Annotated in this window: 28 protein-coding genes; 12 read left to right on the forward strand and 16 right to left on the reverse strand. The window is 64.1% G+C overall.

The genetic code is table 11. The features are described 5' to 3' along the window. Positions 1-846, forward strand: a complete 846-nt coding sequence (locus FFS62_RS06975) for a DUF692 domain-containing protein (RefSeq protein ID WP_137972046.1) — start codon at positions 1-3, stop codon at positions 844-846. Continuing rightward, on the forward strand, positions 839-1,585 hold the full coding sequence (locus FFS62_RS06980; RefSeq protein WP_137972047.1) for a DUF2063 domain-containing protein: 747 nt from the start codon (positions 839-841) through the stop codon (positions 1,583-1,585). The genes FFS62_RS06975 and FFS62_RS06980 overlap by 8 nt, the downstream gene beginning before the upstream one ends. A 60-nt stretch (positions 1,586-1,645) precedes the next feature. Here the strand turns inward: FFS62_RS06980 and FFS62_RS06985 are convergent, their stop codons facing one another. From FFS62_RS06985 to FFS62_RS07000, 4 genes are all read right to left on the reverse strand, one after another. Further along, complete coding sequence (locus FFS62_RS06985) at positions 1,646-2,137, reverse strand: DoxX family protein (RefSeq protein WP_137972048.1); 492 nt, start codon at positions 2,135-2,137, stop codon at positions 1,646-1,648. Positions 2,138-2,149: 12 nt separating this feature from the next. Then, entirely contained in the window at positions 2,150-2,800 is a 651-nt protein-coding gene (locus FFS62_RS06990) for a ferric reductase-like transmembrane domain-containing protein (protein WP_137972049.1), read from the reverse strand. Positions 2,801-2,923: 123 nt separating this feature from the next. Further along, positions 2,924-4,231 (reverse strand): HAMP domain-containing sensor histidine kinase, encoded by a 1,308-nt coding sequence (locus tag FFS62_RS06995; RefSeq protein WP_256662130.1) that lies wholly within the window; start codon positions 4,229-4,231, stop codon positions 2,924-2,926. Further along, a complete protein-coding gene (locus tag FFS62_RS07000) occupies positions 4,228-4,968 on the reverse strand; it encodes a response regulator (RefSeq protein WP_137972050.1) in 741 nt (246 codons plus the stop codon). The genes FFS62_RS06995 and FFS62_RS07000 overlap by 4 nt, the downstream gene beginning before the upstream one ends. Positions 4,969-5,181: 213 nt before the next feature. Here FFS62_RS07000 and FFS62_RS07005 point away from each other — a divergent pair, with 213 nt between their 5' ends. The 3 genes from FFS62_RS07005 (at position 5,182) to FFS62_RS07015 (ending at position 7,096) form a co-directional block, all read left to right on the forward strand. Beyond that, positions 5,182-5,445 carry a DUF2790 domain-containing protein gene (locus tag FFS62_RS07005; protein WP_137972051.1) on the forward strand — a complete coding sequence of 88 codons (264 nt, stop codon included), beginning with the start codon at positions 5,182-5,184 and terminating at the stop codon, positions 5,443-5,445. Between the two features lie 62 nt (positions 5,446-5,507). Next, positions 5,508-6,755: a cytochrome c biogenesis protein DipZ gene (locus tag FFS62_RS07010; protein ID WP_137972052.1), complete on the forward strand. Its 1,248-nt coding sequence runs from the start codon at positions 5,508-5,510 to the stop codon at positions 6,753-6,755. A gap of 122 nt (positions 6,756-6,877) precedes the next feature. Continuing rightward, a complete protein-coding gene (locus FFS62_RS07015) occupies positions 6,878-7,096 on the forward strand; it encodes a hypothetical protein (RefSeq protein WP_137972053.1) in 219 nt (72 codons plus the stop codon). A 16-nt stretch (positions 7,097-7,112) separates the two neighbouring features. Here the strand turns inward: FFS62_RS07015 and FFS62_RS23155 are convergent, their stop codons facing one another. After that, positions 7,113-7,265, reverse strand: coding sequence for a hypothetical protein (locus FFS62_RS23155; RefSeq protein WP_171016274.1), 153 nt, complete (start codon positions 7,263-7,265; stop codon positions 7,113-7,115). Between the two features lie 92 nt (positions 7,266-7,357). On the opposite strand from FFS62_RS23155, the gene FFS62_RS07020 reads away from it, so the two are divergent. From FFS62_RS07020 to FFS62_RS07045, 6 genes are all read left to right on the forward strand, one after another. Then, complete coding sequence (locus FFS62_RS07020) at positions 7,358-8,278, forward strand: hypothetical protein (protein ID WP_171016275.1); 921 nt, start codon at positions 7,358-7,360, stop codon at positions 8,276-8,278. A gap of 36 nt (positions 8,279-8,314) precedes the next feature. Beyond that, positions 8,315-8,551 (forward strand): hypothetical protein, encoded by a 237-nt coding sequence (locus FFS62_RS07025; protein WP_137972054.1) that lies wholly within the window; start codon positions 8,315-8,317, stop codon positions 8,549-8,551. A gap of 85 nt (positions 8,552-8,636) precedes the next feature. Next, complete coding sequence (locus tag FFS62_RS07030) at positions 8,637-8,957, forward strand: hypothetical protein (protein WP_137972055.1); 321 nt, start codon at positions 8,637-8,639, stop codon at positions 8,955-8,957. Positions 8,958-9,160: 203 nt separating this feature from the next. Beyond that, positions 9,161-10,090 carry an alpha/beta fold hydrolase gene (locus FFS62_RS07035; protein ID WP_137972056.1) on the forward strand — a complete coding sequence of 310 codons (930 nt, stop codon included), beginning with the start codon at positions 9,161-9,163 and terminating at the stop codon, positions 10,088-10,090. 85 nt (positions 10,091-10,175) lie between these two features. Then, the gene (locus tag FFS62_RS07040; protein ID WP_137972057.1) at positions 10,176-10,634 is read left to right on the forward strand and encodes a MaoC family dehydratase; all 459 of its coding nucleotides are present in this window, start codon (positions 10,176-10,178) and stop codon (positions 10,632-10,634) included. 119 nt (positions 10,635-10,753) lie between these two features. Beyond that, positions 10,754-11,251, forward strand: a complete 498-nt coding sequence (locus tag FFS62_RS07045) for a hypothetical protein (RefSeq protein WP_137972058.1) — start codon at positions 10,754-10,756, stop codon at positions 11,249-11,251. 109 nt (positions 11,252-11,360) lie between these two features. Here FFS62_RS07045 and FFS62_RS07050 read toward each other — a convergent pair whose 3' ends face one another. Further along, positions 11,361-12,701 carry an NTP/NDP exchange transporter gene (locus FFS62_RS07050; RefSeq protein WP_137972059.1) on the reverse strand — a complete coding sequence of 447 codons (1,341 nt, stop codon included), beginning with the start codon at positions 12,699-12,701 and terminating at the stop codon, positions 11,361-11,363. A 19-nt stretch (positions 12,702-12,720) separates the two neighbouring features. Beyond that, entirely contained in the window at positions 12,721-13,668 is a 948-nt protein-coding gene (locus FFS62_RS07055) for an SDR family oxidoreductase (protein WP_256662162.1), read from the reverse strand. 249 nt (positions 13,669-13,917) lie between these two features. Between FFS62_RS07055 and FFS62_RS07060 the strand changes: the two genes are divergently transcribed. Further along, complete coding sequence (locus tag FFS62_RS07060; protein ID WP_137972061.1) at positions 13,918-14,835, forward strand: LysR family transcriptional regulator; 918 nt, start codon at positions 13,918-13,920, stop codon at positions 14,833-14,835. Between the two features lie 4 nt (positions 14,836-14,839). Here FFS62_RS07060 and FFS62_RS07065 read toward each other — a convergent pair whose 3' ends face one another. From FFS62_RS07065 to FFS62_RS07105, 9 genes are all read right to left on the reverse strand, one after another. Next, positions 14,840-15,757: an alpha/beta hydrolase gene (locus FFS62_RS07065; RefSeq protein WP_137972062.1), complete on the reverse strand. Its 918-nt coding sequence runs from the start codon at positions 15,755-15,757 to the stop codon at positions 14,840-14,842. A 182-nt stretch (positions 15,758-15,939) separates the two neighbouring features. Next, positions 15,940-17,307, reverse strand: coding sequence for a DUF1329 domain-containing protein (locus FFS62_RS07070; protein WP_137972063.1), 1,368 nt, complete (start codon positions 17,305-17,307; stop codon positions 15,940-15,942). 13 nt (positions 17,308-17,320) lie between these two features. Beyond that, on the reverse strand, positions 17,321-19,012 hold the full coding sequence (locus FFS62_RS07075; RefSeq protein ID WP_137972064.1) for a DUF1302 domain-containing protein: 1,692 nt from the start codon (positions 19,010-19,012) through the stop codon (positions 17,321-17,323). 115 nt (positions 19,013-19,127) lie between these two features. Then, positions 19,128-21,077: an acyl-CoA synthetase gene (locus tag FFS62_RS07080; protein WP_137972065.1), complete on the reverse strand. Its 1,950-nt coding sequence runs from the start codon at positions 21,075-21,077 to the stop codon at positions 19,128-19,130. Continuing rightward, entirely contained in the window at positions 21,077-22,033 is a 957-nt protein-coding gene (locus tag FFS62_RS07085; protein ID WP_137972066.1) for a fumarylacetoacetate hydrolase family protein, read from the reverse strand. Before FFS62_RS07085 ends, FFS62_RS07080 begins: the two co-directional genes overlap by 1 nt. Positions 22,034-22,185: 152 nt before the next feature. After that, positions 22,186-23,262, reverse strand: coding sequence for a VOC family protein (locus tag FFS62_RS07090; protein ID WP_256662132.1), 1,077 nt, complete (start codon positions 23,260-23,262; stop codon positions 22,186-22,188). Between the two features lie 97 nt (positions 23,263-23,359). Beyond that, entirely contained in the window at positions 23,360-23,974 is a 615-nt protein-coding gene (locus FFS62_RS07095; protein WP_137972068.1) for a TetR/AcrR family transcriptional regulator, read from the reverse strand. 321 nt (positions 23,975-24,295) lie between these two features. Further along, complete coding sequence (locus tag FFS62_RS07100) at positions 24,296-24,928, reverse strand: TetR/AcrR family transcriptional regulator (protein WP_137972069.1); 633 nt, start codon at positions 24,926-24,928, stop codon at positions 24,296-24,298. Between the two features lie 64 nt (positions 24,929-24,992). Beyond that, positions 24,993-26,582, reverse strand: coding sequence for a bifunctional 3-(3-hydroxy-phenyl)propionate/3-hydroxycinnamic acid hydroxylase (locus FFS62_RS07105; protein ID WP_137972070.1), 1,590 nt, complete (start codon positions 26,580-26,582; stop codon positions 24,993-24,995). Between the last annotated feature and the right edge of the window lie 90 nt (positions 26,583-26,672).

A 26,672-nucleotide genomic window follows, 5' to 3' on the forward strand; every position in this document is an offset into this window, starting at 1 on the left:
ATGACCGCTCTTGCTCCCGTGTACGGCGCTGGCCTCGGCCTGCGCCGTGCCCTGCTTCCCGAACTGCTGGCGATGGCGCCCGGCAGCGTGGATTTTCTCGAATGTGCGCCGGACAACTGGATCGGCGTCGGTGGCGCTCATGGCGATGGCCTGGCGGCACTGGCCGAGCGCATCCCGCTGACCTGCCACGGCCTGTCGCTGTCGCTCGGCGGCCCGGCGCCGCTGGACCTCGACCTGCTGACGCGCACCCGCAGTTTTCTCGAACGCCATCGGGTGCCGCTGTACAGCGAGCACCTGAGCTACTGCTCGGACGACGGCCAGCTGTACGACCTGCTGCCGCTGCCGTTCACCGACGAGTCCGTGCACCACGTGGCCGCGCGCATCCGCCAGGCCCAGGACGTGCTCGGCCGGCGCATCGCGGTGGAAAACATCTCCTACTACGCGGCGCCCTACCAGGCGCTGAGCGAGATCGACTTCCTTCGCGCGGTACTGGACGAGGCCGACTGCGACCTGCTGCTGGATGTCAACAACCTGTTCGTCAACGCCATCAACCATGGCTACGACGCGACGAGCTACCTCGCGGCGATTCCCGCCGCGCGGGTGGTATGCCTGCACGTGGCCGGGCATTACGACGAGGCCCCGGACCTGAAGATCGACACCCACGGCGCCGCCGTGAAGGGCGACGTTTGGACGCTACTTGAACAGGCCTACGCGCGCTTCGGCGAGGTGCCGACGCTGCTGGAGCGGGACTTCAACTTCCCGCCGCTGGCCGAGCTGCTAACCGAGGTCGAACAGATTCGCGGCTACCAGCGCGCCGCCCGGCTGCCGGAGGTGCGCCATGGCTGAGGCACTGCACGAGCAACTGCTGCGCATGGCCCGCCATGTGCGCGACCCGCAGCGCCATGCGCCGCCACCAGGCATCGAGGCGCGGCGCCTGGCGGTCTATCGGCAGCTGTTCTTCGGCAATCTCGAATCGCTGCTGGCTGGGGCTTTTCCCGTTGCTCGGGCCAGTCTTGGGTCGGCCGCATGGCAGGCGCTGGTGCAGGCCTTCTACGCCGACTACCGCTGCCGCACGCCGCTGTTCACCGAGCTGGCCGGCGAGTTCGTCGACTACCTGGAGGCGGGCGAGACCCCGGATGTGCCGGAGTGGCTGGCCGAACTGGCCCACTACGAGCGGGTGGAGAGCGTGCTGCTGCTCAGCGCTGCGGACGAGCCGGACTGCGACCCGCAGGGTGATCTGCTCGACGGCGTGCCCGCGCTGTCGTCCCTGGCCTGGCCGCTGGCCTATCGCTGGCCGGTGGTGGAGATCGGCCCCGGGCATCTGCCGCAGCAGGAGCCGGCGCAACCGACCCTGATCCTGGCCCAGCGCCAGGCGGACCAGCGCGTGCATTTCTCGCGGCTGGCGCCGCTGGCCCATGCGCTGCTGCTGTCGCTGCAGGAGCGCGATGTCAGCGGCGGCGAGCACCTGGCACTGCTGGCCGAGGCAATCGGCGTGGCGCCGGAGGAGATTCTGCCGGCTGGGCTGGCGCTGCTGCAGAGCCTGCGCGCCCAGGGCGTGGTGCTGGGTACTCGCGCATGCGCCTGAGCGACAGCCATGAAAAAGCCCGCGCACCTGTCGAGGTGCGCGGGCTTTTTGTTGCGTGGATCAGGCCTCGCGCCGCAACAGCGCGTCCAGGCTCAGGCGCCCGGCGCCCTTGAGCAGCAGCGGCAGCAGGGCGACCAGGTAGATCAGCGGCAGCTTGTAGTTGCCATGGCCGTGGTCGCTGATCGAGTAGCCCAGCGCCAGCTCCGCCAGGCTCGACCAGTGCGCCGGCCAGTGCACGGCGGCGATGGCCACGATGGTCAGGACGATCAGGGTGGCCGACGCCAGGCGTGTGCCCAGGCCGAGCAGCAGGAGCAGGGGCGCGATCAGCTCGATCCACATCGACAGCTGCCAGTTCACCTCGGCCGGCAGCAGGTGGAAGGGAAAGGGAAACTGCAGCTGGGCGAACCAGTTTGGCCCGTTCCATTTCTCCAGGCCGGCCTCGAAGAATTCCCAGGCGAGGAACAGGCGCAGCGGCAGGTCGGCGCTCCAGGCACCGAGGCGGTCGAGTTGGGCGAAGACGTTCTTCAGCGGAGCGAATGCGAGAGTGTGCATGGTGACCTCCAATCAGCGGGCGGTGGTGAGCGGCGTACGGGCCGGTTGGGCGTTGCGGCGCACGCGCTGCGCCAGCTTGGCGACGAGCTTGAGCACGATGGCGGAGAACATCAGGCCGAAGGCCAGCACATAGCCGGGGCTCAGCGGGATGCGCTTGTAAAACGAGAAGCAGAAGATCAGCGCCAACACCCAGGTGCCGGTGCTGTGCAACGCCTTCCAGCCGCGGCCGCCGAGGGCCTTCATCGCCCAGGGGAAGGAGGTGAGTGCGAGCAGCAGGATGAACAGGTAGCCCACCGAGCCGGGGATGTTGGCGGCCGCCGAGCGACCGTTCCAGAACACCTCGGGAAACAGCTGCGCGTAGGTCAGGATTAGTACGCCGTGGATCAGGTGGGAGAAGGCGAAGGCCAGGCCGAAGAAGCGCCGTTCGCGCAGCAGCGCGCGGCTGGTCGGGCTGGGCACCAGGATGGCCAGCGACGAGGCGAGGAAGGCCAGCAGGAACAGGGCGAAGGAGGTGCGGGCGGTGACGCGGATGGCGCTGCGCAGCGCCTCGACCAGCTGTGGCTGCCAGGCCAGGGCCAGTGCGGTGGCGACTAGGACGAGCAGCGCGAGCAGGCCGAACAGGCGCCAGCCGTGCAGGCTGGCAGGGGCGGTGGAAGGATTCATGGGAGGGCTCCGGGGGGGGCGCGGTCGGCGGGATGCCATCGCGCTGTCCCTGCCATGCTCGCCAAGCGGTTTGTATCGGATGTGTCCGCCTGGGGCCTTCGTGTATCGCCGTGTATCGCCGGCTCAGCTTGTTACAGTCAGCTCCAGTTCGGCGCACAGGCCACCGTGTTCGCGGTTGCGCAGGCTCAGGCGGGCGCCCAGGGCCTGGCTCAGTTGCAGGGCGATGGCCAGGCCCAGGCCGGTGCCGCCAGTGCTGCGGTTGCGCGAGCTTTCCACCCGATAGAACGGCTTGAATACTTCCTCCAGTTCCGCCTCGGCGATGCCGGGGCCGTCGTCCAGTATCTGCAGGCGCACGCCATGTTCGTCGCGCTCCACCCGCAGCTCGGCGCTGCCGGCGAACTTGAGGGCATTGTCGATCAGGTTGCTCAGCACCCGGCGCAGGGCATGCGGACGGGTTTCCACCAGGGCGCCGCTGCGGCCGTCCAGGCTCACCGCCTGGCCGCTGTCCTGGTAGTCCAGCACCAGGCTGTCGAGGAAGGCGTCCAGGTCGACCCGGCACAGCGCCTCGCGGCTGCCGTCCATGCTGCGGGCGTAGGCCACACCTTCGCGCACCAGGTGCTGCATCTCGTTGAGGTCGCTCCACAGGCGCTCGCGCTCCGGCGACTCGTCCATCTGCTCGACGCGCAGCTTCATGCGCGTGATCGGCGTCTGCAGGTCGTGGGAGATGGCGGCCAGCAGCTGCATGCGCTCCTTCAGGTAGGCACCGATGCGGCCCTGCAGGGCGTTGAAGGCGCGGGCGGCGTAGGCCACTTCCTTCGGCCCGCGCTCATCCAGGGGTGGCGCCGGGCTGTCCGGGTCGAGGTGGTCCACCGCGCTGGCCAGGCGGGTCAGCGGGCGGATCGCCATGCGCACCGCGAGCCAGGTGCAGAGCAGCAGCACCAGCAGCTGCACCAGCAGCATCAGCGGCAGCCAGTCGGCCATGGGAACGGTGCCGGGCGTGACGTCCAGCACCAGCGGGTTGCCGTCGCTGAGGCGGATATGCACCTGGAAATGCGGGCGCGGCCCCGCGATGGTCTCGAAGCGCAGGGGGAAATGCGCACCGATGGCCCGCTCGATGGCGGGCACCGCCATGGGCGCCTCGTTCATGTCCATTGGCACGCCGGGCAGGCCCTGGTCGAGCCGGTAGCGGTAGTTGCGTCGCTCCAGCAGCGGCAGCCAGCTGGCGCGCTCGGCGGCGGGCAGGCGGTCGATCAGCATCACCGTGGTGCTCAGATCCATCTGCAGATTGTCGAGCATCAGTTCACGGCCGGTCTGGTAGCGCTCGTAGAACTGCGAGCTGAACGACATGCCATAGGCCAGCACCAGGCCGACCAGGAAGATCAGACTCAGGCGTGCGGCCAGGGTGCGTGGCCAGCGCAACAGGGCGTTCACAGGCCCGGCTCGATCAGCTGCACGGGCAGCGAAAACACGTAGCCCTCGCTGCGCACCGTCTTGATGTAGGCCGGCTCGCGGGCATCGTCCAGCAGGCGCTGGCGCAGGCGGCTGACCAGCAGGTCGATGGAGCGGTCGAACACGTCTGCCTCGCGGCCCTGGGTCAGGTTGAGCAGCTGCTCGCGGCTCAGCACCCGCTGCGGATGATCGAGAAACACGCGCAGCAGGCGGTACTCGGCGCCGCTCAGGGCGATCACCGTATCGGCCGCATCCAGCAGGTGGCGTGCGCTGGTGTCCAGGCGCCAGTGGCCGAAGCCGATCAGCCGGCTGCTCTCGCTGATCTGCAGGTTCGGCGGCAGCATGCGGGTGCGCCGTAGCACGGCGTTGATCCGCGCCAGCAGCTCGCGGGCGGAGAAGGGCTTGGTCAGGTAGTCGTCGGCGCCCATCTCCAGGCCGACGATGCGGTCGGTCTCCTCGTTGCGCGCGGTGAGCATCAGCACCGGCGTGGCCTTGTGCTTGCCCACGCGCAGCTCGCGGCACAGCTTCAGGCCGTCGTCGCCGGGCATCATGATGTCGAGCACGATCAGGTCCACGGCGTTGCCTTCGAGGAAGGCGCGCATCTGCCGACCATCGGCCGCCAGGCTCACGCGCAGGCCGTTCTTCTTCAGGTAGTTGCCCACCAGCTCGCGGATTTCCCGGTCGTCGTCGACGATCAGGATGTGATCGACATGGTCCATGGCGGTCTCTCGTTGCAGTGACGGTGCCTAGTCTATCGACCTCGGCGGCGCTTGCCCGCCACCCTTTGTATTGCAGTGTATCCAGGCTCCGGGGTGATACCTGGCGCGGCAATCGCTCGCCGTGCCCGACACATTGGCGATACCTCCTGAACGTGCAATGGGCGCCCGGCAGATGCGATCCATCGCCATCCCCATGATCCTCAGGAGACTCCCATGAAAGCCATCACCCGCGCCGCCCTCGTCCTGGCCTGCGTCCTTCCCTTCGGCAGCTTCGCCGTTCAGGCCGCCGAGAGCATCCCCGTCGAGCGCTACCACTACGGCATGCAGCTGGACGTGCAGAAAGTCCTGCAGCTGCACGAAGCTCCTTCGACCCTGTGCCAGGTGGTCGAGGCGCGCATGGATTACCTGGATTCCCAGGGCCGCGAGCGCAGCCTGGCCTACCTCAAGCATGCCAAGGCCTGCGAGTACGACAACTGATCGCTGCCCCCGACTCGCCCGGCGGCGCCGGGCATGACCTTTCGCGCACCGCGAGGTGACCCATGCTGCTCATTGCCTTCCTCGGTGGGGTGCTGACCATTCTCAGCCCCTGCATTCTGCCCGTGCTGCCGCTGTTGCTGTCCAGAGTCGGTGGCTCGGCCGCATCGATCTGGCTGACCCTTCTCGGCCTTGCTTCCGGCTTCGCCCTGCTGGCCAGCCTGGCGGCGGTGTCTGCGGACTGGGCCATCACGGCCAGCGTCTGGGGTCGCTATGTGGCACTCGCCGCCTTGGCGTTGTCCGCGCTGGCGTTGCTCTCCACTCGCTTTGGCAACTGGTTGTCGCGCCCATTGCTATGGCTGGGCGATCGCCTGCACGGCGAGGCCCGGCGCCTGCCTGCAGGGCTTTCCGCCTGGTTGCTGGGGCTCGCCAGCGGGCTGCTGTGGGCGCCCTGTGCGGGGCCGATACTCGGCCTGATCCTCTCGGGTGCCATGCTCGGCGGGCCCGCTGTTGCCAGCAGCCTGCTGCTGTTCAGCTACGGGCTCGGCAGCGCCGTGGCGCTGGCGCTGGTGATATTCCTGGGCCGTGGTGTGGTGCAGCGGCTACGCCCCTCGCTACGCCTGATCGAGTGGCTGCGACGTGGCATGGGCGGCGTGGCGCTGCTGGCGGTCATCGGCATCGCCAGCGGGGTGAGTGGCCAGCTGGCCGGCGCCGGCTCGTCGAGCCTGCTGTCCGCGCTGGAACGCAAGGTGCTCGACGGCGTGCCCCTGCTGCTGACGCAGCTGGTCGGCGATGCCCGCGCCGCCGATAGCGAACAGCTGCCCGACCTGGGGCCGGCACCCTCGCTGGACGGGGCCACCCAGTGGCTCAACGGTCCGGCGCTGGATCTGCAAGCCCTGCGCGGCAAGGTGGTGCTGGTGGATTTCTGGACCTACGACTGCATCAACTGCCGCAACAGCCTGCCGTACGTGAACCAGTGGGCCCGGCGCTATGCCGACCAGGGCCTGGTGGTGATCGGCGTGCACACCCCCGAGTACCCCTACGAGCGCATCGTCGAGAACGTGCGTGACGCGGTGGTGCGGCTGGGCGTGCAGCACCCGGTGGCGATCGACAACCAGTACCGGATCTGGAGCGCCTTCAACAATCAGTACTGGCCGGCGCATTACTTCATCGATGCCAATGGACGAATCCGCCATCTGCATTGGGGCGAGGGCGGCTACGCCGAGCAGGAACGCATCATCCGCCAGTTGCTGGAGTCCGCCCGGCACGCCGGGCAGGCAACGAGGCAGCCGGCTGAAGGCGCGCGTCGTTGAGCGGCATGTGATGGTCGAACCGTCGGCTCCCGGACGAGCTGCCTGCATTTAGCTGCAATGGATGCGGCTCCCAGGGCTCAAAACTCTGGAGCACATCTGCAGGCGCGAATCGGGAGGTTGGCATGAAGGCGAGTGTCACGGAGCAACAGGCGAGCTGCACGCTGGATGCGTTGCGCGACAAGAGAAATGCCGCGCAAGCCGAGCTGGAGCGTTACCTGTTGGAGCAGTTTCCCATCGATACCGACCAGAAGAACCTGGGCGTGGCGATGCGCGCCCACGCGGTGGTCGAGATCGAGGAGGAAATGCGCCACGAGATGCTGAGGGTGCAGGCCCACGGCTGAGCCGAGGGCGTGCGCATCAGTCGGGTTCGTTCTGCGGGTCGCCCTCGTTCGACCGGCTGCGCGGCTGTTCCCCCGTGATGTCGTCGTCCGGCTGCTCTTCCTTCGCGGGCGGTTCATGGGTGGTGGGCGTCTGTTCGGCTTTGCTGTTGGGTTTTGCGTGACTGGTCATGGGCTCGGCTCTCCATCAAGGCTGGATACCTCTGTTTGGAGGGGAGAGCGGGGCGGGTGTTCAAGTATTTGCGGGCATCGCAGGCAAGCCGAATGCTGCGCCGTTTGCACGACACCACCCGTTTGAGCATTGGTCGACAGCGCGACGTTGAGGACGGCTGGCAGCATATCCCGCTGATAGCCCACTCCCGCCCCTCATACGATCAGACCCCCATGAATCCAATCGACCTCCAGTCGTTCCAACGCATCATCAGCGCCCATGGCGAATTCGAGGGGGCCGCGTACTTCGACTCCGAGGAGGAACTCGCCCACGAGGTGTTTCCTGACCGCATCGTTTTCCAGACCAATTATCTGGATTACCGCAGCTATGAGGTCGACCTCGCCGAGGGCGGCATACGCGTGCGCAAGACGCGACTGGACAACTACCGGCGTGGCGACAAAGCCAAGGTCATCGATGACGCCATGGACGAGGAGGACTGGGGCGAGCTGGGCGATATGTGGCAGCGTATGAGCCGCGACCTGGACAGCCAGGAGCAGGGGCCGCAGCTCGATGTAGGCGACACCCTGGCCGAGCTGTTCTACTGCCTGTTCGACGAGCCCCGCGCGCAGCAACTCGCGGATAACCTCCCGGCGCCGTCGGCGCAGTGGGATTGGGCCTGGAGGCAGCTCGAATCGGCGCTGGCCGGGGCCGACCAGCTGGCCGAGTTCGAATGGAAGGAGTGGCCGTCCCATGGCGTGGTTGCCGTCAATGCCCTCGCGCCGCTACGGCAGTTGGGCATTGCCATCGCGACGCCTGACGACACGACCGTCGCCGCCGTCAACCGCGCCGACGACTGGGGGCGGGCGGTGCTGCAGTATTTCAACGCGCAGCTGGAGGCCCATGATCTGAAGCTGCTGGCCATCGGCATGCATTTCGACGAGAGCCAGGCCTTCGCCTGCCTGCCCATGAATGGCCTGGGGCTGGTCAATGCGCTGGAAATCATGGGCCGGCTGGGCATCGTCCACAAATACTGAGCGCCTTCGCGCGTCCTGCGATCCTGAGTCAGCAGCATGAGAAAGTGTGATCGATGCGGATTCCTCATCTTCCAGCACAACGCGCCCTGTTCGCGCTGTGCCGAGGAGAAGCGGCTGGCCAGAGAGGCTCTGGTACCGAGGCGCAAGCCCTCGGTGTGGCGCAAGGTGGTGCAGTGGCTGCTTGTCGGCCTGCTGGTCGCGGCGCTTGCAGCTGCGGCGGCGATCACCTGGTTCCTGAATACGGCTGGCGAGTCGTTTCGCTCCCTCGGCTGACGGTCAGCGATTCTCGCCGCAAAATTCTGTCGACTCTGCGGAGTGACTGTGTAGAATCCCGCGCCCGAATGCAGGAGACAACACGTTGGTCATTCATTACTTCGCGTCCCAGGAAAGTGTTGCGTGCGGACGCACCGGGTCTGGCCTCAATAGCAGCCAGGATGTCGCCCAGGTTTCATGCAAGCTCTGCCTTCGTTCCGTGGAAAAGATGGCTACCGCGCCCGTGCGCAAGGCGCCGAGCCTGGCGGAGCTGAGAGCCGCGGCGAAGGCGGAGAAGGCAGCCGCTGCCGAGGCTGCCAAGCCCACCCCCAGACTGTCGGCGCGCGCCGAATGGCAGCAGCGTCTGCAACAGCTGCCGGGGCGCAATCGACTGCCACGCGGCGCAGCCAAGCAAACCTTCATCTAGTCGCCGCCGTACAAGGCCCGCTTCCCCCGAAGCGGGCATGGCTAGCGCCACCATCGCTCTGTAGCTCGCCGCGAGATCACCCCGAAGAGCGATAGCGCCGCCACTCCCAAGTCCCGAACATTGCTAGATATCGTCTCGCTTTGGCCGCTGCCCGGAGCCATCGCATGAGCGGTCATTCCAGCAACGAGGCGCGGGGAGTCGCCATGAAAAAACTGATCTCGGCCATCGTGGTGCTGTTGCTAGGCGCCGCCGCCTGCTTGTACTTCTTCCCTTCGGCCCTGCTTGCCACCACGCAACTGGTCGAGCGGCGCCTGGCCGGGCTCTCGCCCCAGGAAATCCAGGTTGGCGAGTTCACCATTCGCTACTACGAGGGCGGCCCGGCCGATGGCGAAACCCTCCTGATGCTGCATGGCTTCGGCGGCAACCGCGACACCTGGCTGCGCTTCTCGCGCCAGCTCACCGAGCGCTACCACGTTATCGCCCTGGATCTGCCGGGCTTCGGCCAGAGCAGCAAGCCGGATGTCAGCTATGACGTCGCCAGCCAGGTCGAGCGCCTGCACGCCGTGATCCAGACCCTGGGCCTGGGCAAACTGCACCTGATCGGCAACTCCATGGGCGGCCACATCGCCGCGCTGTATAGCGCGCGTCATGGCGACCAGGTGCTCAGCCTGGCGCTACTGAACAATGCCGGCGTGACCACCCCGACCAAGAGCGAGATGTACCTGCGCGTGCAGCGCGGCGAGCCCAACCCGCTGATCGTGCGGGAGCCGCAAGACTTCGATGCGCTGATGCAGTTCGTCTTCGCCACTCCGCCAAGTATTCCCGGACCGTTGAAGCGGCACTTCGCCGAGCAGTCGATGGCCAACCGCGTGCACTACGACCGGGTCTTTGCTCAGCTGCGCGAACACTACGTGCCACTGGAGCCGGAGCTGCCCAAAATCCAGGTGCCGACCTTGCTGCTGTGGGGCGATCAGGATCGGGTGCTGGATGTGTCGAGCATCGAGGTGATGAAACCGCTGCTGAAGCAACCCAGCGTGGTGATTATGCAGAACTGCGGCCACGTACCCATGCTCGAACGCCCGGCTGAAACCGCTCGGCACTATCAGGATTTCCTGGACGCGATCCGCGGCTGAGGCGAATGAGCACCACCGGATTGAGCCTGAACATCGAGCAAATGGGGTAGCGTATCCCGACTCAACTCCAACACGGGCAAACGCTGTGACCCTTACCCAATCGCAACAGAAGCTTTACCTGGAAGACCTTTCCATAGGCGATACCTTCACCAGCCGGCACTACGAGATGAGTGCCGAGCGCGTGGTTGCCTTCGCCAGTGAATTCGACCCACAGCCGTTTCATGTCGATCCGGCCGCAGCCCAGCAATCCTTCTTCAACGGGCTCGCCGCCAGTGGCTGGCACACCTCGGCTGTGGTCATGCGGCTGTTTGCGGAGAGTGTTCCCTTGGCCACCGGCATCATCGGTGCCGGCTGCAATGTCGAGTGGCTGAGCGTGGTCAGGCCTGGAGATACCCTGCACGTCGTCTCGACGGTGAAGGACATAATCCCGTCGAAATCCAAGCCGGATCGCGGCATCGTCATCATGGAGAATCTCGCGATCAACCAGGACGACGTCATCTGCCAGCGCAACACCGCAACGCTACTGGTGTTTCGTCGGCCATAGGGCGTCAGATCGCGAAAAATCGACCTCTTGGCCGGCGGCCCTGGCCAAGACTGAATACAATCTGTGCCCGAACCCCCTGGGCCATGAAGATGGCTGCCTCGAACAAGGAACGCGCCTCCATGGCCTCCCCGGACAAACAGCAGAAACGTGCCCAGCGGGCCAAAGCCAAGGCCAAGCAGAATCGTTCGGGCAAGGCCAAGCCCAACGTCGTACATCCGCTGCTGGCCAACCCGCTGGTCAACGAGCCCTTCGATGATGTCGAAATCGACCTGAGCACCTTCGACTTCAAAGACATCGAAGAAAACGGTTTCGACCCGGCGCACTTCGACGACCTGTTCCAGGCGATGAAAGTCGGCGAAGGCATCAGCCTGCTGGCGATGTGTCTGGTGTTCCTGCAGTACCCGGTGCTGGAGCTGGTGATCGCGGAGGAGGGGGAGGACGCCGCCATCGACTTCATGATGGGCCTGCTGATCACCTATCGCGGAATCTTCCACGATGAAGACGAAGACACGGCCGTGAAATGGGTCGGTGGCGACACCTTCCAGACGGCTTACAACGAAGCCTCGATGATCCTGCAGAAGAAATACGCTCGCGGTGCTTCAAGCGCCCGAGCATAGCCGCGTACCCAGCGGTCGCTGTAGCGAGTCCAGTCGGCCGAGAGGGTGCATCTCAAGAGCTCAGTTGCATGTCCAACCAAATGGGAAGGCCGCTCTAACTCGTCGCGGGTCATAAGCTGGCTCCTAGGGAGTGCAACTCTGGCCCCTTTCTCTCCGGTTCAGTCCGTCGGCTAAATTCGTCCGCCTGCTTGCCTAAATACCAGCCCAGCCCACCCCAGACCAACGCACACACTGCCCCGGTCAGTGCGACCAGCATCGCGCCTTGACCCAGCATGTCCAGTCCACTCTTCAGCCAACCGCTGAGCGCGTCACCCGCGCGATACACCACGGTATCAATGAAGTTCTTGGCCTTGTACTTGCTCTCGGCATCCAGCGGCGCAAAAAGCATCTCCCTACCCGGCCGGATGAACGCGTACTCACCGATGCGACGAACAATCATCAGCGCGGCAAGTACTGCAAAGGTCGGCGCGAGGGCGAGACAGATGAAGCCAAGGCAGACCAGTATCGGCATTATCGCCAACAGCATGCGCACGCCCATTTTCTTGGCGATACGTCCCGTGATGAACAGCTGTGACAACAGGGCGCCGGCCTGAACGATGACATCGATGACGCCAAAGACCCTGATCTGTGACTCGCGATCGGGAAAGAGCTCCGCGACTAGCCTCGCCTGCTCGAAGTACAGCAGGGTGGTCACCGCAGCCAGCAGCACGACGAAGCCAGCGACAGCGAGCAGATAGGGAGACTGGGTCACCCGCGTCAGGCCGCTGAGCGGATTGCCGGCTACCGGTCGGTGGGAGCTCTCAGGCTTGACTGCACCTGGCCTACCCGCGCCGTCGATTTCCCGCCAGCGCATAAGTGGGGTCTTGAGTGCCAGGGCGACGCCTAGCAACACAGCTGCCAGTAGAACCAAGCCGGCCGGACCCGTCACGCCGACCAATAACGAGGCCAACGCTGGACCGACCAAACCACCGACGCTTGCTCCGGCAGCAATGAACGCGAACAGCCGCTTGGCCTGCTGACCGTCGAACACATCGGCCATCAGGCTCCAGGCCACGGAGACCACGAACAGGTTGTAGACCGAAATCCAGACGTAGAACACCCGTGCCAACCAGACGCTATCGCTACTGAGTTGAAACAGTCCGGAGAAGACCAGCAGGTTGAGGCAAAAGAAGCCGTAGACCCAATCGATGAAGTGCAGGCGTGGCACCCGTGAGCTAAGCCAGGCGAACAGCGGAACGGCTATCAGCATGACGACGAAGGTGGCGGTGAACAGCCACTGCAGATTCTCTATCCCAGCCATGATGCCCATCGACTCGCGAATCGGCCTCAGCATGAAGTAGCCACAGAAAAGGCAGAAGAACAGGAAGAACCCCGTGAAGGCGGGCTTGATCTCACGGTGCTCGGCATTGATGGCGGCGCTGAGGCGCCGCACCAGGTTTGCTGAAAGCATGATCGACGCTCCGATGAGTTCAGCGGAAGCTGACGTTGGTCAGTTGCTCGGTGGTCGACCACAAGCGCGCAGCCGCTTCGGCGTCCTTCGCTGCAGCGGGAACCGAGGCCAGCCCAAGCGGCCCGCGCTTTTCATCCTTGCCCACAGGCCCGTAGTAGGCGCCCGCCTGCGCCTCGTGAGCGGTGGCAGCGTATAGCGTCGGCAATGCACCTTGGGCAGCGGAGTGGTATCGCTCACGATCCTTGGCCCAGTTACGGCCGAACTCGCTGTCCAAGCCTGGCCCTCGAGCGATCAACTCGGTGACGGCCACTCCAGGATGTGCGGCGATGCTCTGAACACCCCAGCCGTGCGCGGTGCTGCGACGATGCAGTTCGAAGGCGAACATAAGCCCGGCCAACTTGGACTGGGCGTAGGCAGAGTAGGGGTCGTAGGCCTGCTCCGACTGCAGATCGTCGAAGTTGATGCGACCTCGTGCTGCAGCGATGCTCGCCAACGTGACGACGCGCGGTGAATCGCTTTTGCGCAGCAACGGAAGCAGGTGTGCAGTCAGAGCAAAATGCCCGAGATAGTTGGTGGCCAATTGCAGCTCGAAACCTTGAGCCGAAGTGCCTCGCTGCGGCGGGGCCATGATCGCCGCGTTGTTGATGAGTCCATCCAGGCGCGGTAGGCGCGAGTTGAGGCGCTTACCCAAATCTTGAACCGACACCAAGTCGGCTAGATCCACAGCCTCGAATTCCACTCGAGCATCGGCGACCTCCTGCTTGATCCGAGCAATCGCCTCCTTGCCGCGCTGCGCATTACGCGCAGCGATTACCACCTGGGCGCCAGCCGCAGCCAATGCCTTGGCGTCTTCGAAACCCATCCCGCTGGTGCCTCCGGTAACCAGGAAAATACGCCCGCTCTGCGAAGGCATATCGACGAGGCTCCAATCCGGTTTGGGCTGGCCTTGGGCAACCGCGCTGCCCATCTCCAGTACACAGCTCACCGCCAAGCCTATAGCTGCAAGCCCTCTGCGCCATGCCGGTTTGACAGTTCCGACAGCGCTCATCTGTAGGGTATTGCTCATGCTTCGATCCTCCTGTTGTGACACACCGCTTCGGTGCAGTGCGTTTACAGGAGGCATTGTTCTCTGGAGGATTACTCAGGATAAGCCGTGTAAACATGGATGCCGCGTACGGCTGGTCGTACAATCAGGCCCTTGCTGAGGGATAAAGCCATGCGCCAGCCTAACTTGACCGATGTCGCGTTGTTCGCAGCAGTTGTGGATGCTGGAGGGTTCCGCGTAGCTGCTCAGCAGCGTGGTATGTCTGCCTCCTCAATTAGCGATTGCGTGCGCCGCCTCGAGCGCGATCTGGGCGTTCGCCTGCTCAACCGCACTACGCGCAGCGTCTTTCCCACAGAGGTGGGCGCACGACTGCTGGAAAGGCTATGCCCCGCGCTGGAGGAGATAGGCGCAGCGTTGGGCGACCTGGACGACGTGCTCCAACCGGTAGGAACTCTACGCCTCAACGTGCCGGTACCCGTCGCCCGCTTCGTTTTGCCCCGACTGATCCCAACATTCCTGCAGCGCCATCCGGGCATCAATGTTGAGGTAGCCATGGACAACACCTTCATCGATGTCATCGCTGCCGGTTTCGACGCTGGAGTGCGGTACGAGGAAAGCCTGGCCAAAGACATGATCGCCGTGCCAATCGGCCCGCGCCGCCAGCGTTTCGTGGCCGCCGCCGCGCCCTCATACCTGCAAAAGCACGGTGAGCCGCGTCACCCACGCGACCTGCTGACTCACCGGATGATTGGCCATCGGTTCGAGAGCGGAAAACTCGGTGTATGGGAGTTCGAGAAGGACGGTGCAATAGTCCGCGTGCCGCCTCAAGGCCCGTTGCTCACTTCGTCTCAGGATCTAGAAGTAGGCTCGGCAGTCGGAGGGGTGGGAATCATCTATACCTTCGAGGAATACCTCAGGCCGCTGCTCGACCGCGGGGAACTGGCGCCGGTTCTGCAGGATTGGTGGCAAGCCTTCAATGGCCCTTATCTGTATTACAACGACCGCCGGCATATGCCATCGCCGCTCAGAGCCTTTGTCAATTTCCTCAGGGAAGAGGCAGAGCAATCGGCCAACGCCACCATCTGCTGAGTCGTTATCTGCTCTCGGCGTCGCGGGTAAGAGCATCTTTTATGAAATTACCAATCCGGCTTATGGCCTCCCGGGACTCCGGCATCCAGTCGCAAAACGCCTGCCAGACATGCCACATGCCCTGCCACTCTTCGATCCTGACTTTGACTCCGGCCTTGGTCGCTTGATTGGCGAGATCTACCGAGTCGCTCAGCAGTACTTCGTCAGATCCGACTTGAATGTAGATTTCCGGAAGCCAACGCAGGTCCGCGAACCGGGGCGAGACCTGCGGATGGTTCAGCGGAGTCTGGTCCGCATATTCCAGGGCTGCCTGTTGCAGGCGATCTGCTGTCGGAAAAAAGGGATCCCTGTGCCTTAGCGTTTGGTACGACTCCCCACCGCATGTCAAATCGGTCCAGGGGCATAACGCCACCAGGGCCCGGGGAAGGGGACGGCCGCTGTTCCGGATACGCAGCGCTGTCGCCAGCGATAACCCACCCCCAGCCGAATCTCCAGCGATGACGATACGGTTCGGTTGCAGCCCCAGCTCGCTTTGCATCCATTCGAAGGCAGTGACGGCATCGTCCAGCGCGGCAGGGAAGGGATGTTCAGGTGCCAGTCGATAGTCGAGAAGAAGCACGCGAACCTGACTCGCCTTGGCAATGTGGCTCGCCAGAGCCCTGTGCGAGCTTATGGAGCCCGAGACATACGCACCGCCGTGCAGATACAGCACGGCGGCATCCAAAGCGGCTCGTTCAGGGATCAGCCACTGCGCATCACGCCCTCCGACGCTCTCGGAGCTCTGAGATACACCGCTAGCGTTCTTGAACAGCCTGACCTGGCGATCCATGAGTGTGCGGCATTGCGAAAAGGGGCGGTGGGAGGTTTTACGAATCTCACGTTTGAGAAGCATCTTGAGCAGATGGCTACGAATACTCGGCATGGCCATGGCCTCGTCTGATGGGGTAGCGCAACTCGATTGGCGAGCGGGCTGAGTCGCAAGCTTTCGTGGGCTACGAGGTCAAAAAAAGACCGCTCCCGAGGGAGCGGTAAAAGTTCTCGGTGATCAACGGGAGTAGGATCGTCGATCCCGAGCGTCAGCAACTGGCGGCGGCATCCCTCTACTCAGCGAACACCGGCGTTGCGCAAAGCGGTTGGGGTGTATTCGGCGGACGAGACTTTAAAGCCGAATTCGAGGGGGTCCTTCTCCTCATTACGCATTCCCGAAACGATGTATCGGCCGTTGATGAGGTCGTACAGCGCCTCCACGCCCAGCATGGGAATCTGCTTGTCATAGATCGGGGTCATGAAGCCTTCGGCCACTCGCCACAGGGTGCCGCGCGCGTCGTAATGGTCGAGGAGGGCGATCTGCCAGGTGTCCTCGTCGATATATGCCACCCGTTTGGCGTAGATGTGCCGGGCGTCTGCCTTGAGATTCCCCTCAACCACCCACACCCGATGGAGCTCATAGCGGGGAAGGTCGGCGTTGATATGGCCCGGCTTGACGATGTCGGAGTACTTCAGCTCGGTCGATTCGAGCTGGTAGTTGTTATAGGGAATGTAGAGCTCCTTCTTGCCCAGGAGCTTCCACTCATAGCGATCCAGCGCCCCGTTGAACATGTCGAGGTTGTCCGAGGTGCGTTGGCCTTCCGAGGCCGGGAAGGGGCCGTCATAGGAAATCTGCGGGGCGCGGCGAACGCGGCGCTGACCCGAGTTGTAGATCCAGGCCTTGCGCGGCTCCTTGACCTGATCGAGGGTCTCGTGAACCAGCACCACGTCACCGGCCAGGCGTGCGGGGGCGGTGATCAGCTCGCGGTAATAGAAGAGCACGTTGCCCGGGTCCGCCGGGTCGAAGTCGTTCAACTGGTCCCGATAGGCGAACTGCTGCTTGAAATGCACCGGTGTATAGGTGCCATTCGCCGTCGGAGTGGCCTGCACGTAACTTCTGCGGGCGCTGCCCCCGCGGTAGCGGGTGAGGTGATTCCACATCACCTCGATGGCGCTCTGGGGAATCGGGAAGGGGATGGCGGTCTCGAAGTCCTTCAGGCCGTCGCCGTTCGATACCAGTGTGGTACTGAGCGCATTGCGTGCGGCGGCTTTCTGCACATGCTCGGGCACTGTCACGCTGCGGTGCGTGGGAAACACTCGCAGGCGATAGCTCTGGGGATAGCGCTTGAGCATCGCGCGCTGCCCCTCGCTGAGCTTGTCGGCGTATTGCTCCTGGTTCTCGGCGGTAATGGTGAACAGCGGTTGCTCGTTGGCAAACGGATTGGCTGGCCTCCCACTTGCGGCGTCGACACTGGCCGCGGCCTTGTCGAGGCCACCGGTCCAGGCGGGAATGCTGCCATCGGCATTGCCGGCTTTCTCGGCGCCAATCGGCGTCAGCGTATCGCCAAGTTTGGCTGCCTCACTGGCAGGCACGGCGGCCTGGGCCGTGCAGTGAATGGCGAGGGAAAGGGAGGTAGTCGCAAGGATCAGGGATTTTATTTTCATTGTGATCACTCATTCAGAAGGCAACGCCGAAGCTCAAGGCGACGAAGTCACGATCGATGTTGGTGTTGTAGTCACCGCCGAAGAAGTCGGTGTAGGACAGGTTGGCGCTGTAGGTGCTGAGGACGCTGGCATCGATGCCCAGGCTGATGGCCTTGGCGCCTTCGTTGAAGCCAGGCTCGGTGCCATAGCCGTCGACATCGTGGGACCAGGCGAGGTTGGGGCGCAGATCCACACCGGGGATCAGGTTGCTGTACTCCCAGATGGCGCGGACGCGGTATCCCCAGGACGTGCTGGTGGCGAAGCCATCGTCCGTGCAGTTGTTCGGTGTTGCTGCGTTGGTCAGTCCCCTGCACAGGCTGTTGTCTGGAGCAAGCTCACCTTGGCCAAATGCCGTCGCGCGGCCATATCTCAGGTCGTCGCGGCCTTCCAGCCCGCCGACATGAACCACGCCGACCTCGCCGACCAGCGTCAGGCGATCGGCGCCCATCACCTGATCGAAGAAGTGGGTAGCGGTGACCTGCGCTTGGGTTACTTCCTTGCGCCGATAGCCAGTGAGGTCTTCTCCAGCACCGAATTGCACGCTGCCGCTGGACAGCACGGGGGACAGCGGCGGGACACCGGACGAGGCGATCACCAGGTCCACCGGGCTGAGCTGAACCGGCATGTTGGGCCGGTAGCTGATCTCGCCGGCCAGGGTGGTGCCGGTCGGCAGCATGGTGCTGGCGCTCAGGCCATAGAGCCGGATGTCTTCAGGGTATTCGACGAAGTACTTGGCGCTGCCCAGGTCACCGAACGTTGTGGCACCGACGGTACTGAAGTAAGCCATACGGCTGTGATAGTTGATGAAGTAGGCGGCAAACTCGCTGTCCAGTTCGGGGGCGAACCAGCGCAGGGCGGTCCCCCACTGGCCTTGATCACGTGCATCGCGATCCCCTATCCGAGGGATCTCGGCGCCCGACGGGGCGTAAAGACCCGAACACCCGTCGGCCAGTGCGTCGGTTGGCGAGAAGAAGGTGCCGCAGTTGTCGATGACCGTCTGGTCCCATTCCAGCTGGTAGAAGCCCTCGACGGAAACCTCCTCGGTCAGGTTCTGCGAGAGGTACAGCATGTTGACCGGGATCAGTCCCTCCTTGATCTCGGCGCCGGGCCTGCGGAAGGCCGAGGCGTCGACCGGGTTAATGGTGTTGATGCCGCCCTGGATGAAGGTGCTTTCGCCCCAGCTCACCACCTGTTTGCCTACACGCGCCGTGCCGGGCAGATCGCCGATCAGGTAGTTGTGGTAGACGAAGGCATCCAGTAGCTGCGCACCCGAGGAGCGTGCCGCCTCCTTGCGGTTGTGCTCGTCGATGTCGCTGAAGAGACGGCTTTCATCCTTCAGCTCGAAGTCGTACCAGTACTTGCCCCGGAGAAACACACCGGTCTCGCCATACTTGAGCTCCAGATCGTGGATGCCCTTGAACACCTTCGAGAAGGTTTCGCCCTTCTTGAAGTTGCGCCTGCCGTCATCCGAGGCCGGGTCGTGCAGGAGATCCGGGTCGGGGTTGCGCAATGCCCAGCTGGCACCGATGGTGAGGTTGGAGTCGAGCTGGCCTTCGACCTCGCCTATCTGGAATGTCACGGCCGACGCGGCGGTGCTGGTGAGTGCGGCAACGGTAACGGCGGTGGCGAGGTGAGCCAGCCGCCATGGCGGTTGTATGCGTGTCATGGATTTCACTACCTCTTGTTGTTGTTGTGGCGAAGTCGTTCTGGCCGTTTTGCGGGCACAGCCGGGCCCATTGGCCGTGGAGGAGCGACGGCCATCGGGTGTCTACGGGGCTAGATCAGCTGGTTAGCTGCGCAGGTGGTGGGGCAATGGATGACCTCCCGGGCGTGCAGTGCCATTCGATGGGGAAGCTGTAACGACCCAGCGCCTGGGCCAGTGCGGTCTGCTCGGACGCGACGGCTATCTGGGCGACCAGGCCGCGCTTGGCGTCCTGAACCACGTCGACGCCCAGCTCGGAAATGCCAAGTGCCTTGGCCTCGTGGCGAATGACCAGGGCGATCTCTCGTTGCTGCAGGGCGGGTTTGAATATCTTGCCGACCGGCGTGACTGGCAGTGCGTCGAGAATTTCGATGCGTTTGGGAACCGCCGCGCGCTCGGGGATATTGGCGCTGGCGAAGGCCATCAGCTCGGCGCTGCTGGTGCTCTGCCCAGCGGCAAGCTGGACGTAGGCAACGGGTACTTCTCCGGCATGGGCGTCCGGGCTGCCGACGGCGGCCACCAGCGCGACCGCGGCATGCGCCTGCAGGGCTTCCTCGATCTGCTTGGGATCGATGTTGTGGCCGCCACGGATGATCAGTTCCTTCTTGCGGCCCGTCAGCCAGAAATAGCCTTCGGCATCCTGGCGGCCCAGATCACCGGTATTGAGCCAGCGCCTGCGATCGATCTCGATCCAGACACCCTTGTTGTGGCTGTTGTCCAGGTAACCGGCAAACACGTTCGGGCCATGGATGGCAATGACGCCGACCTCATCCACTGCCGCATCGCGCAGGTAGATCCCAGCGTCGTCGAGTATCACCGCGCGCATGTCCTGGTAGGCCAGGCGCAGGCCGATGGAGCCGACTCGCCGTTCGCCCTCCGGAGGGTTGCTGGAGGAGACGCAGGCGCCTTCGGTCAGCCCATAGCCTTCGAGAATGCGCACCCCGACGCGGCGTTCGAACTCGCGGAACAGTTCGACCGGCATGGGCGCCGCGCCACACAGCGCGTACTGCAGGCTGGAAAGGTCGAAGCCGTTTACCGGATGCTGCAGCAGCGCCGAATAGACGGTGGGCACACCGGAGAAGGAAGTGATCCGGAAGTGCTGGACGATGGCCCAGAAGTTGGCGATGACTCCTTCGCCACGGTAGCCCTGGGGCGTGCCGATGATCACCCGGTCACCATGGGTCCAGGGCATGAGCCCGGTCACCAGCTGACCGTTGACATGGAAGAGGGGCAGGCCGCAGAAGATCACCTGACCGGAAGCCCTCGGCTGAGTGGCGGCATCCATGGACCAGGCATTGAATACCTCCGAGCCGTGGGTGCGAATGGCGATCTTCGGCAGGCCGGTGGTACCTCCCGTGCAGAAGTAGGACGAATGCTCATCCGATCGAATCTGCCTGCCGCTTTTGAGGCGGGCCTCGGGCTGCCGCTGCATCAGGGCGCGCAGGTTGTGAATGCGCCGTCCCCGGTGACGGGATTTTTCCCGTGCAGCCATCCAGCGCAGGGCGAGTGCGGACAGCGCGCCTACATAGGGCGTCATGTCCACCCACACGATGTCCTGCACGCACGGCAGGCGCTCCAGCTCGCTGGAGAGCTTGTCCCACAAGTCCACTCCCGGAGTGGGTGACAGCGTCACCACTACCTTGGCGCCGGCCGCGCGCAGCAGGTCGCCGATCTGTGCGGCTTCCAGCATGGGGTTGACCGCCATGACGATGCCGGCGGCTTCACCTCCCCAGATAGTGAAGTGGGTTTCCGGCAAGTTCGGCAGCAGGAAGGCGATCACATCCTTGGGGCCGATCCCCAGGTCATGGAACGCATTGGCCGCCCGGGTGATATCGGCGAACAGCTCGGCGTAGCTCCAGTCATGAGTGTTCTGATAGTCCGTGCTATGCAGGAAGAAGCTCAGCGCCGGTGCGTTGGCATAGGCTGCGGCGCAGCGCTGCAAGGCTTCGTAGGTGCTCGCGGCCAGGCCCCGTTGCGCCAGGGGCGGGCTTTCGAGGACGTGAATATCGTGCAGGGAGCGAACGGCCATCAGGCTTGCTCCACCACGACATTGCGTTGTGTGCCGAGGTCGATGGCGCCATCGGCGCTGCGGATGGAGGCCTCCACCACATCGCCTGCCTTCAGGTAGTGGCTGCTGCGGCCCTCCTGCGCTTTCATGAACACCTTCCATTTCACCGACTCCGGCAGCAGCGCGCCGATGCGTTGCTTGGCGGGCGACGGGATGGTCAGGGCACAGCCCGCCGGCGTGCCGGTGGCGATCAGGTCTCCGGCGGCAAAGTCATGCACGCCGGAAAGCTCCGTGAGGGTTTCCGCGGGCCCATGTACCAGGTTGGCGGTACTGTCGTTCTGGCGTGTCTGCTGGTTGACGCTCAGGTGCAGCTGCAGGCGCTTGAGATAGCCCATGTCCTTGGCTTCCAGCAGGCACAGACGGGGCCCGACCGGGCCGAAGGTGCGGAAGCTCTTGCCCTTGTAGAACTGCATTTGCGGAATCTGGATATCCCGCGCCGAGTAGTCGTTGACGATCACCAGCCCGGCCACGAACTCGTGCAGGTTGGCGTCCGTGACCTGCACCTGGCCGGTGATCTCGCGCTTGAGCACCAGGCCCAGCTCGATCTCGTAATCGAGGAAGCGCACCACGCGGGGTTTGATCAACGGGCTGTTCGCCGGGACGATGCAGCTGGAGGCCTTGGTGAAGATCATGTTGAAGTTCTTCGCGTCGGGGTCCATCCCCGACTCGATCATGTGCTGCCGGTAGTTGGCGCCCTGACACACGAACTGCTGGTTCTGCGTCACCGGCGACAGCAGGGTGACGGCATCCAGGCTCAGCTCATCACCGCGCAGCTCGGCCAGCTCGCTGATGCGGGTCTCGCGGATCAGCTCACCGGTGGTGGCGAACTCACCGGGGATGATCGATATGCGGTCCTGGCGAATGACGCCCCACTGGACCTTGTTCTGGTGTTCGAAGCGGACTACATGAACGGGCATGACAATGGCTCCCGAAGAGGAGGGTGGTGGCACGGAGGCTGGGTGTTGTTGTTCTGTAAAACTGTTCGTCGAAGTCGGCAGCAAGGCTCCCCCTACCAGGGTCAACCCTGCCTTGAGGGCTGTGCGGCGACTCCAGATCTTCATGGCGCCGGCTAGCCGAAGAGTCGCGCCAGCATCACCAGCTTTCGCCAGGTCAGGTCTGGGCTTCGCCGCAGGTTGCGCAGCAGCAGCCGCAGATTGGTGAAGTTGAGCGCCGGCTTGGTGAAGCTCTTCGGCATGCGCTGCCCCCACTGGGCCATGGCTTCCGGGCTTACGCTATGCAGCCCGGTTGGCTGCTCGCTGGTGAACAGGTCACCGTCGCAGTAGTGCTCGTGCTTGTCGCCCCAGGGGTCCTGCCAGTAATCGAAGATCTGGCTGCCGAGAATGTGCCGGCCGATACCCCAGGCATGCTTCCAGCCACGTTCGTGCAGGACGCGCTGGCCGACGCCTACGGCATCGGCATCCACCACTTCATAGGCGCTGTGGCTGTAGGTCGCCATGAATCCCTGGGCCATGGCCAGCGTGTGGTGGTCGGCCGGCTCGTTGCCCAGATCCAGGCGCATGAAGGCGACGGCGGGCGAGCCGTCCGGCAGCACCTGAACATCGCTGGGGATCAGGCCGAAGTGCTGGGTGTACCAGGCGCAAGTGGCCTGGAAGTCGGCAACTTCCAGCACCACATGGCCCAGCCGGATCACTTCCGGCGGAGCAATGGGCGGGCGTTGCGTGCCGTTGATACGGGCGTGACTGTCGACTTGGTTGAGCGGCAGCGCGGGCCGATGTGGAATGACTTCGGCGGGCGCCTGACCGAACACGACCTCCACGACGAACCCGGAGGGGTCGGTCAGGCAGACCTTTTCGCCGCCACCCGGGGCCTGCGTGGGCTGGATGGAAGAGGCGCCCGGCAGGCGCGAGAGGGCTTCCAGGTCCTCCCGGGAGGCGAGGGCGAGGCCGAGGCCAACGAAGCGTGTCTTCTCGGCACGACGGACCTGGTAGCAATAGGCGGCGCTGCCAGTGCCGCGCATATAAAGATTGTCGACATCGCGGCGAGCCACGCGCAGGCCGAAGTCGAGGAGAAAGCGCTCAGCCAGATTCAGGTCCGCACGCTCGAAGATCAGATGGGCAAGCGCCGTAGCCTTCACCGTAGGCTGGGGATGCCTGGCGGGCTGGGGCGTCGCCAGCGGGGGTTGCATGTTCGGTATTGTCATTGTTGTTGTTCTCCGCACTTTTTTCAGGCAAGGCTTCGCCTTCGACCCCGAATGGCGGGGTCGCTAGAAACCGGATAAATAGTCAGTCCACAGCGGGTAGGGGTGGTAAATCGAGCCTCGCCAAGCGCAGCGCTTCCTCGGCGGGAACTCCGAGGGCGCGAAGCAGCAGCTCAACGGCTTCGGTGCCCGCGTCGCGCCAGGTTTTTATCCCCTCGCGCACCATGAAGATCGCCCCCAGCGTGGCGCCGGCAATCAGTGAGATCACACTGGCCAGAGTCTCCTGGCGAATCTGATAGCGGCCCGTCTGTAGCCCCTGGAGCAGGTCGATGGTGACCTGGCTGTAGAGCATTTCCCGCATCGAGGCGTTGCTCAGCGCAAAGCGGTTGAGGAACGCTCCCCAGTGGGGCTCGTCGTGGGCTCGCCGGATGAACAGGCGCACGCCCTTAGAGAGACGCTCGGCCGGGTCCTCGACACCGGCAAAGCTGAGCGCGATGCGCTGATGCATCTCGCCGCTCAATTGGCTGGCGACCTGCTCGAACAGCTGCTCCATCGTCTCCACGTTGTTGTAGATGGTGCCGCGTGCCACTCCCGCTTCCTCGGCGAGGTCGCTGATATTCAGCTGCGTGACCCCCTTCTCGGCAAAGAGACGCAGGGCTGCCTGGTGAATACGGCGCTGAGCTTGATTGAGACGGGTCAACGGAATGCCTCCAGATTCGCTATGAGTGAATTGAACAGCAATGTTCAATTTTGGTCAATCTATTTTGTTTTTATCGTTTGGTGAGCATTTTTAAGGGTCGAGCAGATGCCGGCCTGTGAAGGTGCGAGTGCAAGGCGGGCGGTGCGGCGGGAGAGTGGCGAGAGCGCAGGGAGAAGGGCTGGTAGTCGAGCGGAGGGGTTTCTGAGGCTATCCAGCGATGCCCCAACGGCAGCACCGCCTGTTTCGAATGACTGGCGCTACCAAGTCTGCAGCCAGGGGCTGACAGATGACGCAAACGGGAGCTGTACTCGGCTGCGAGACTCAGCCCGGCAGCGGCTGCTGGGCCAGCTTGCGCGCGCGGGCCGGGGGGGCGCCGAGGGCCTTGAGCACCATCTCCGCGACCTGGCTGTCGTACTCCTGGGTGCCACGTCCTTCTATGACGGCGCGCATCCCGCCAACCACGCAGGACACCACCAGATCACGAGCAATATTCTCGTCGGGGTAGGAAAACACACCTTCCTCCGCGCCTTCACGCAGATCGACCAATACGAAGTTGGCGATTTTCGAGCGAATCGCCTGATCGAAATGCACCACGCGAATGACCGCGCTGGCCCAGGTCGGATCTGCCGCCGCACGGCGAATGAACATGCGTACGCCAATCGCCAGGCGCAGGGCGCCGCTGTTCACGCCGCTGCTGAGAGCCGAAATGGTCTCGGAGAATTTGTCAGCCAGGGCGATGCCGACTGCCTCGATGACCTCGTCGCGGGTGCGGAAATAGTTGTAGATGGTACCGCTGGCCACCTCCGCCTCGCTGGCCACTTCCAGCAAGGCGACCTCGCCGACTTCCTTGCGCGCCAGCAGGCGCAGCGCGGCCTCGATCAGGCTCTGTCGGGTACGCTCGCGCTTTTTATGGCCACGGGTCAGAGGGGCGTCGGGTTGGGCTGTGTTGCTCATTGGGCCACTCGCTGGAGAAGTAGGCCCGATGATAGTGGAAGCGTCCGCATTGGGGCAGGCCCACTCAATAGCCGAGCAGCGCCAGGCTTTCCCGGATCAGCTTGCCGGCCTGGGCATGCGGGCCTTCATGCATGACGATGCGGTCGGGGCGCACCACCGCGAGCGAGCCAGCGGGTGCCTTGCCGAGCAGGGCGTAGTTGAGGTCCTCGATAAAGGGGGTAGTGGCACGGCTCTTCTGCCCTTGCAGCCCGATGTGCAGGTAGCGACCGCCGCAGCCCTCCCAGCAGCGACGAATTTCTTCGTCCAGTTGGGTGCAAGGGTCGATGCCGAAGCCGACCAGGGTCAGGTGGTCGCCGAGGCTGTCGTCGCTGAGGCCAATGCTGCCATTCTGGGTACGCACCAGCCCCTGCGGGAACAGCCCGCCACGACGTAGCCGGCGACCACGTACCACCGGCATGAACAGGCCACGCTTGAAGTTGTTCTTCGGCTTGATCTCCAACTCCTCGAACAGTGATCTCAAGTAAGGGATCAGCCGCAACGACCGCATCAGTCCGTGCCCCAGAAAGGCCAAGGGCGCGTTCTTGGGCATCACCATGCTCCCCATCAGTTTCGCCAGCGCGATCATTTCGCGGGCATGAGGGCGGCGCTCCTGGTCGTAGCTGTCGAGAATCTTCGAGTTGGCGCGGCCATTCACGACCCAGGCGAGTTTCCAGGCCAGGTTGGCGGCGTCGCGCAGGCCGGCCACCAGCCCCTGGCCGACGAAGGGCGGGGTGATGTGCGCCGCATCGCCGATGAGGAACACCCGGCCACTCTGGAAGCGCTCGCAGCAACGCGCGTGGAATCGATAGACCGCCTTGCGCTCGACCTTCAGCTGGTCCGCCGCTATCCATGGCTGAAGCAGGGTGGCGATGTGTGCATCGTTCTCCACCTGCTCACGGGTTTCGCCGGCCCGGAGCATGAATTCCCAGCGCTCTCGTCCGCCAGGTGCCGGCATGTGCGGGGTAGGGCGGCGGTGATCGCAGATGAACTCGACATGGTCGATGGCCTGCTCCTCGCGTTCGGCGGCGTCGATGATCAGCCAGTCCTCGCTATAGCTGGTGCCCTGGAAGTCCTGGCCGATCAGGCTGCGCACCTTCGAGCTGGCCCCATCGGCGCCCACCAGGTATTGCGAGCGGACCTGCTGCTGGCTGCCATCTTCGCCACGCAGGACGGCCAGCACGCCGGTGTCATCCTGGATCAGGTCCACCAGCTCGAAGCCCCCCAGGTGCTGAACATTGGCGAAGTGGCGGGACTGGGCGCGCATCGAGTGCTCCAGGTCCGGTTGATAGAAGGTCACCAGCTTCGGATGGCCGTCCAGGCTGCCGCTGGTATTGGCGCGACCGAACTGGCCGACCATCGGGCAGTGCATGCGCACCTCGGGTATGACGATCTTGTCGAACGCATCCTCGGCCAGCCCGGCCTGTTGGAGGATGCGCAGTGCCTCGTTGTCGAGGGCGATCGCCCGGGGCATCAGCAGCACCTCGTGAACCTTGTCGACTGCCAGGGCCTGCACGCCATAGCGGCCGAGCAGGGCGGCCAGCGTGGCGCCAACGGGGCCGTAACCGATGATCAGTATGTCCACTGTTGCAGGCAGTGTGGTCTTGTTGTTGTGCATGTCGGTCTCTTGTCGTTATTGAGGGTGCGGTTCTTTTGTGGCAGATTATTCAAAATTGAGTAATCTCTCAATATTGAGTTTTGTCACGAT

Origin of the sequence: Pseudomonas sp. F(2018) (assembly GCF_005508865.1) — a bacterium.
Classification (GTDB): Bacteria; Pseudomonadota; Gammaproteobacteria; order Pseudomonadales; family Pseudomonadaceae; genus Aquipseudomonas.

Excerpts from the sequence above, each read along its gene's own strand:
- FFS62_RS06980 (WP_137972047.1), top strand. The coding sequence starts at position 839 with ATGGCTGAGGCACTGCACGAGCAACTGCTGCGCATGGCCCGCCATGTG.
- FFS62_RS07060 (WP_137972061.1), top strand. The coding sequence starts at position 13,918 with ATGCGCCAGCCTAACTTGACCGATGTCGCGTTGTTCGCAGCAGTTGTG.
- FFS62_RS07020 (WP_171016275.1), top strand. The coding sequence starts at position 7,358 with ATGCTGCGCCGTTTGCACGACACCACCCGTTTGAGCATTGGTCGACAG.
- FFS62_RS07085 (WP_137972066.1), bottom strand. The coding sequence starts at position 22,033 with ATGCCCGTTCATGTAGTCCGCTTCGAACACCAGAACAAGGTCCAGTGG.
- FFS62_RS07050 (WP_137972059.1), bottom strand. The coding sequence starts at position 12,701 with ATGCTTTCAGCAAACCTGGTGCGGCGCCTCAGCGCCGCCATCAATGCC.
- FFS62_RS07000 (WP_137972050.1), bottom strand. The coding sequence starts at position 4,968 with ATGGACCATGTCGATCACATCCTGATCGTCGACGACGACCGGGAAATC.
- FFS62_RS07080 (WP_137972065.1), bottom strand. The coding sequence starts at position 21,077 with ATGGCCGTTCGCTCCCTGCACGATATTCACGTCCTCGAAAGCCCGCCC.
- FFS62_RS07065 (WP_137972062.1), bottom strand. The coding sequence starts at position 15,757 with ATGCCGAGTATTCGTAGCCATCTGCTCAAGATGCTTCTCAAACGTGAG.
- FFS62_RS07100 (WP_137972069.1), bottom strand. The coding sequence starts at position 24,928 with ATGAGCAACACAGCCCAACCCGACGCCCCTCTGACCCGTGGCCATAAA.
- FFS62_RS23155 (WP_171016274.1), bottom strand. The coding sequence starts at position 7,265 with ATGACCAGTCACGCAAAACCCAACAGCAAAGCCGAACAGACGCCCACC.
- FFS62_RS07025 (WP_137972054.1), top strand. The coding sequence starts at position 8,315 with ATGAGAAAGTGTGATCGATGCGGATTCCTCATCTTCCAGCACAACGCG.
- FFS62_RS07090 (WP_256662132.1), bottom strand. The coding sequence starts at position 23,262 with ATGCAACCCCCGCTGGCGACGCCCCAGCCCGCCAGGCATCCCCAGCCT.
- FFS62_RS07015 (WP_137972053.1), top strand. The coding sequence starts at position 6,878 with ATGAAGGCGAGTGTCACGGAGCAACAGGCGAGCTGCACGCTGGATGCG.
- FFS62_RS07105 (WP_137972070.1), bottom strand. The coding sequence starts at position 26,582 with ATGCACAACAACAAGACCACACTGCCTGCAACAGTGGACATACTGATC.
- FFS62_RS06975 (WP_137972046.1), top strand. The coding sequence starts at position 1 with ATGACCGCTCTTGCTCCCGTGTACGGCGCTGGCCTCGGCCTGCGCCGT.
- FFS62_RS06990 (WP_137972049.1), bottom strand. The coding sequence starts at position 2,800 with ATGAATCCTTCCACCGCCCCTGCCAGCCTGCACGGCTGGCGCCTGTTC.
- FFS62_RS06985 (WP_137972048.1), bottom strand. The coding sequence starts at position 2,137 with ATGCACACTCTCGCATTCGCTCCGCTGAAGAACGTCTTCGCCCAACTC.
- FFS62_RS07045 (WP_137972058.1), top strand. The coding sequence starts at position 10,754 with ATGGCCTCCCCGGACAAACAGCAGAAACGTGCCCAGCGGGCCAAAGCC.
- FFS62_RS07070 (WP_137972063.1), bottom strand. The coding sequence starts at position 17,307 with ATGAAAATAAAATCCCTGATCCTTGCGACTACCTCCCTTTCCCTCGCC.
- FFS62_RS07055 (WP_256662162.1), bottom strand. The coding sequence starts at position 13,668 with ATGGGCAGCGCGGTTGCCCAAGGCCAGCCCAAACCGGATTGGAGCCTC.
- FFS62_RS07005 (WP_137972051.1), top strand. The coding sequence starts at position 5,182 with ATGAAAGCCATCACCCGCGCCGCCCTCGTCCTGGCCTGCGTCCTTCCC.
- FFS62_RS07075 (WP_137972064.1), bottom strand. The coding sequence starts at position 19,012 with ATGACACGCATACAACCGCCATGGCGGCTGGCTCACCTCGCCACCGCC.
- FFS62_RS07010 (WP_137972052.1), top strand. The coding sequence starts at position 5,508 with ATGCTGCTCATTGCCTTCCTCGGTGGGGTGCTGACCATTCTCAGCCCC.
- FFS62_RS07035 (WP_137972056.1), top strand. The coding sequence starts at position 9,161 with ATGAAAAAACTGATCTCGGCCATCGTGGTGCTGTTGCTAGGCGCCGCC.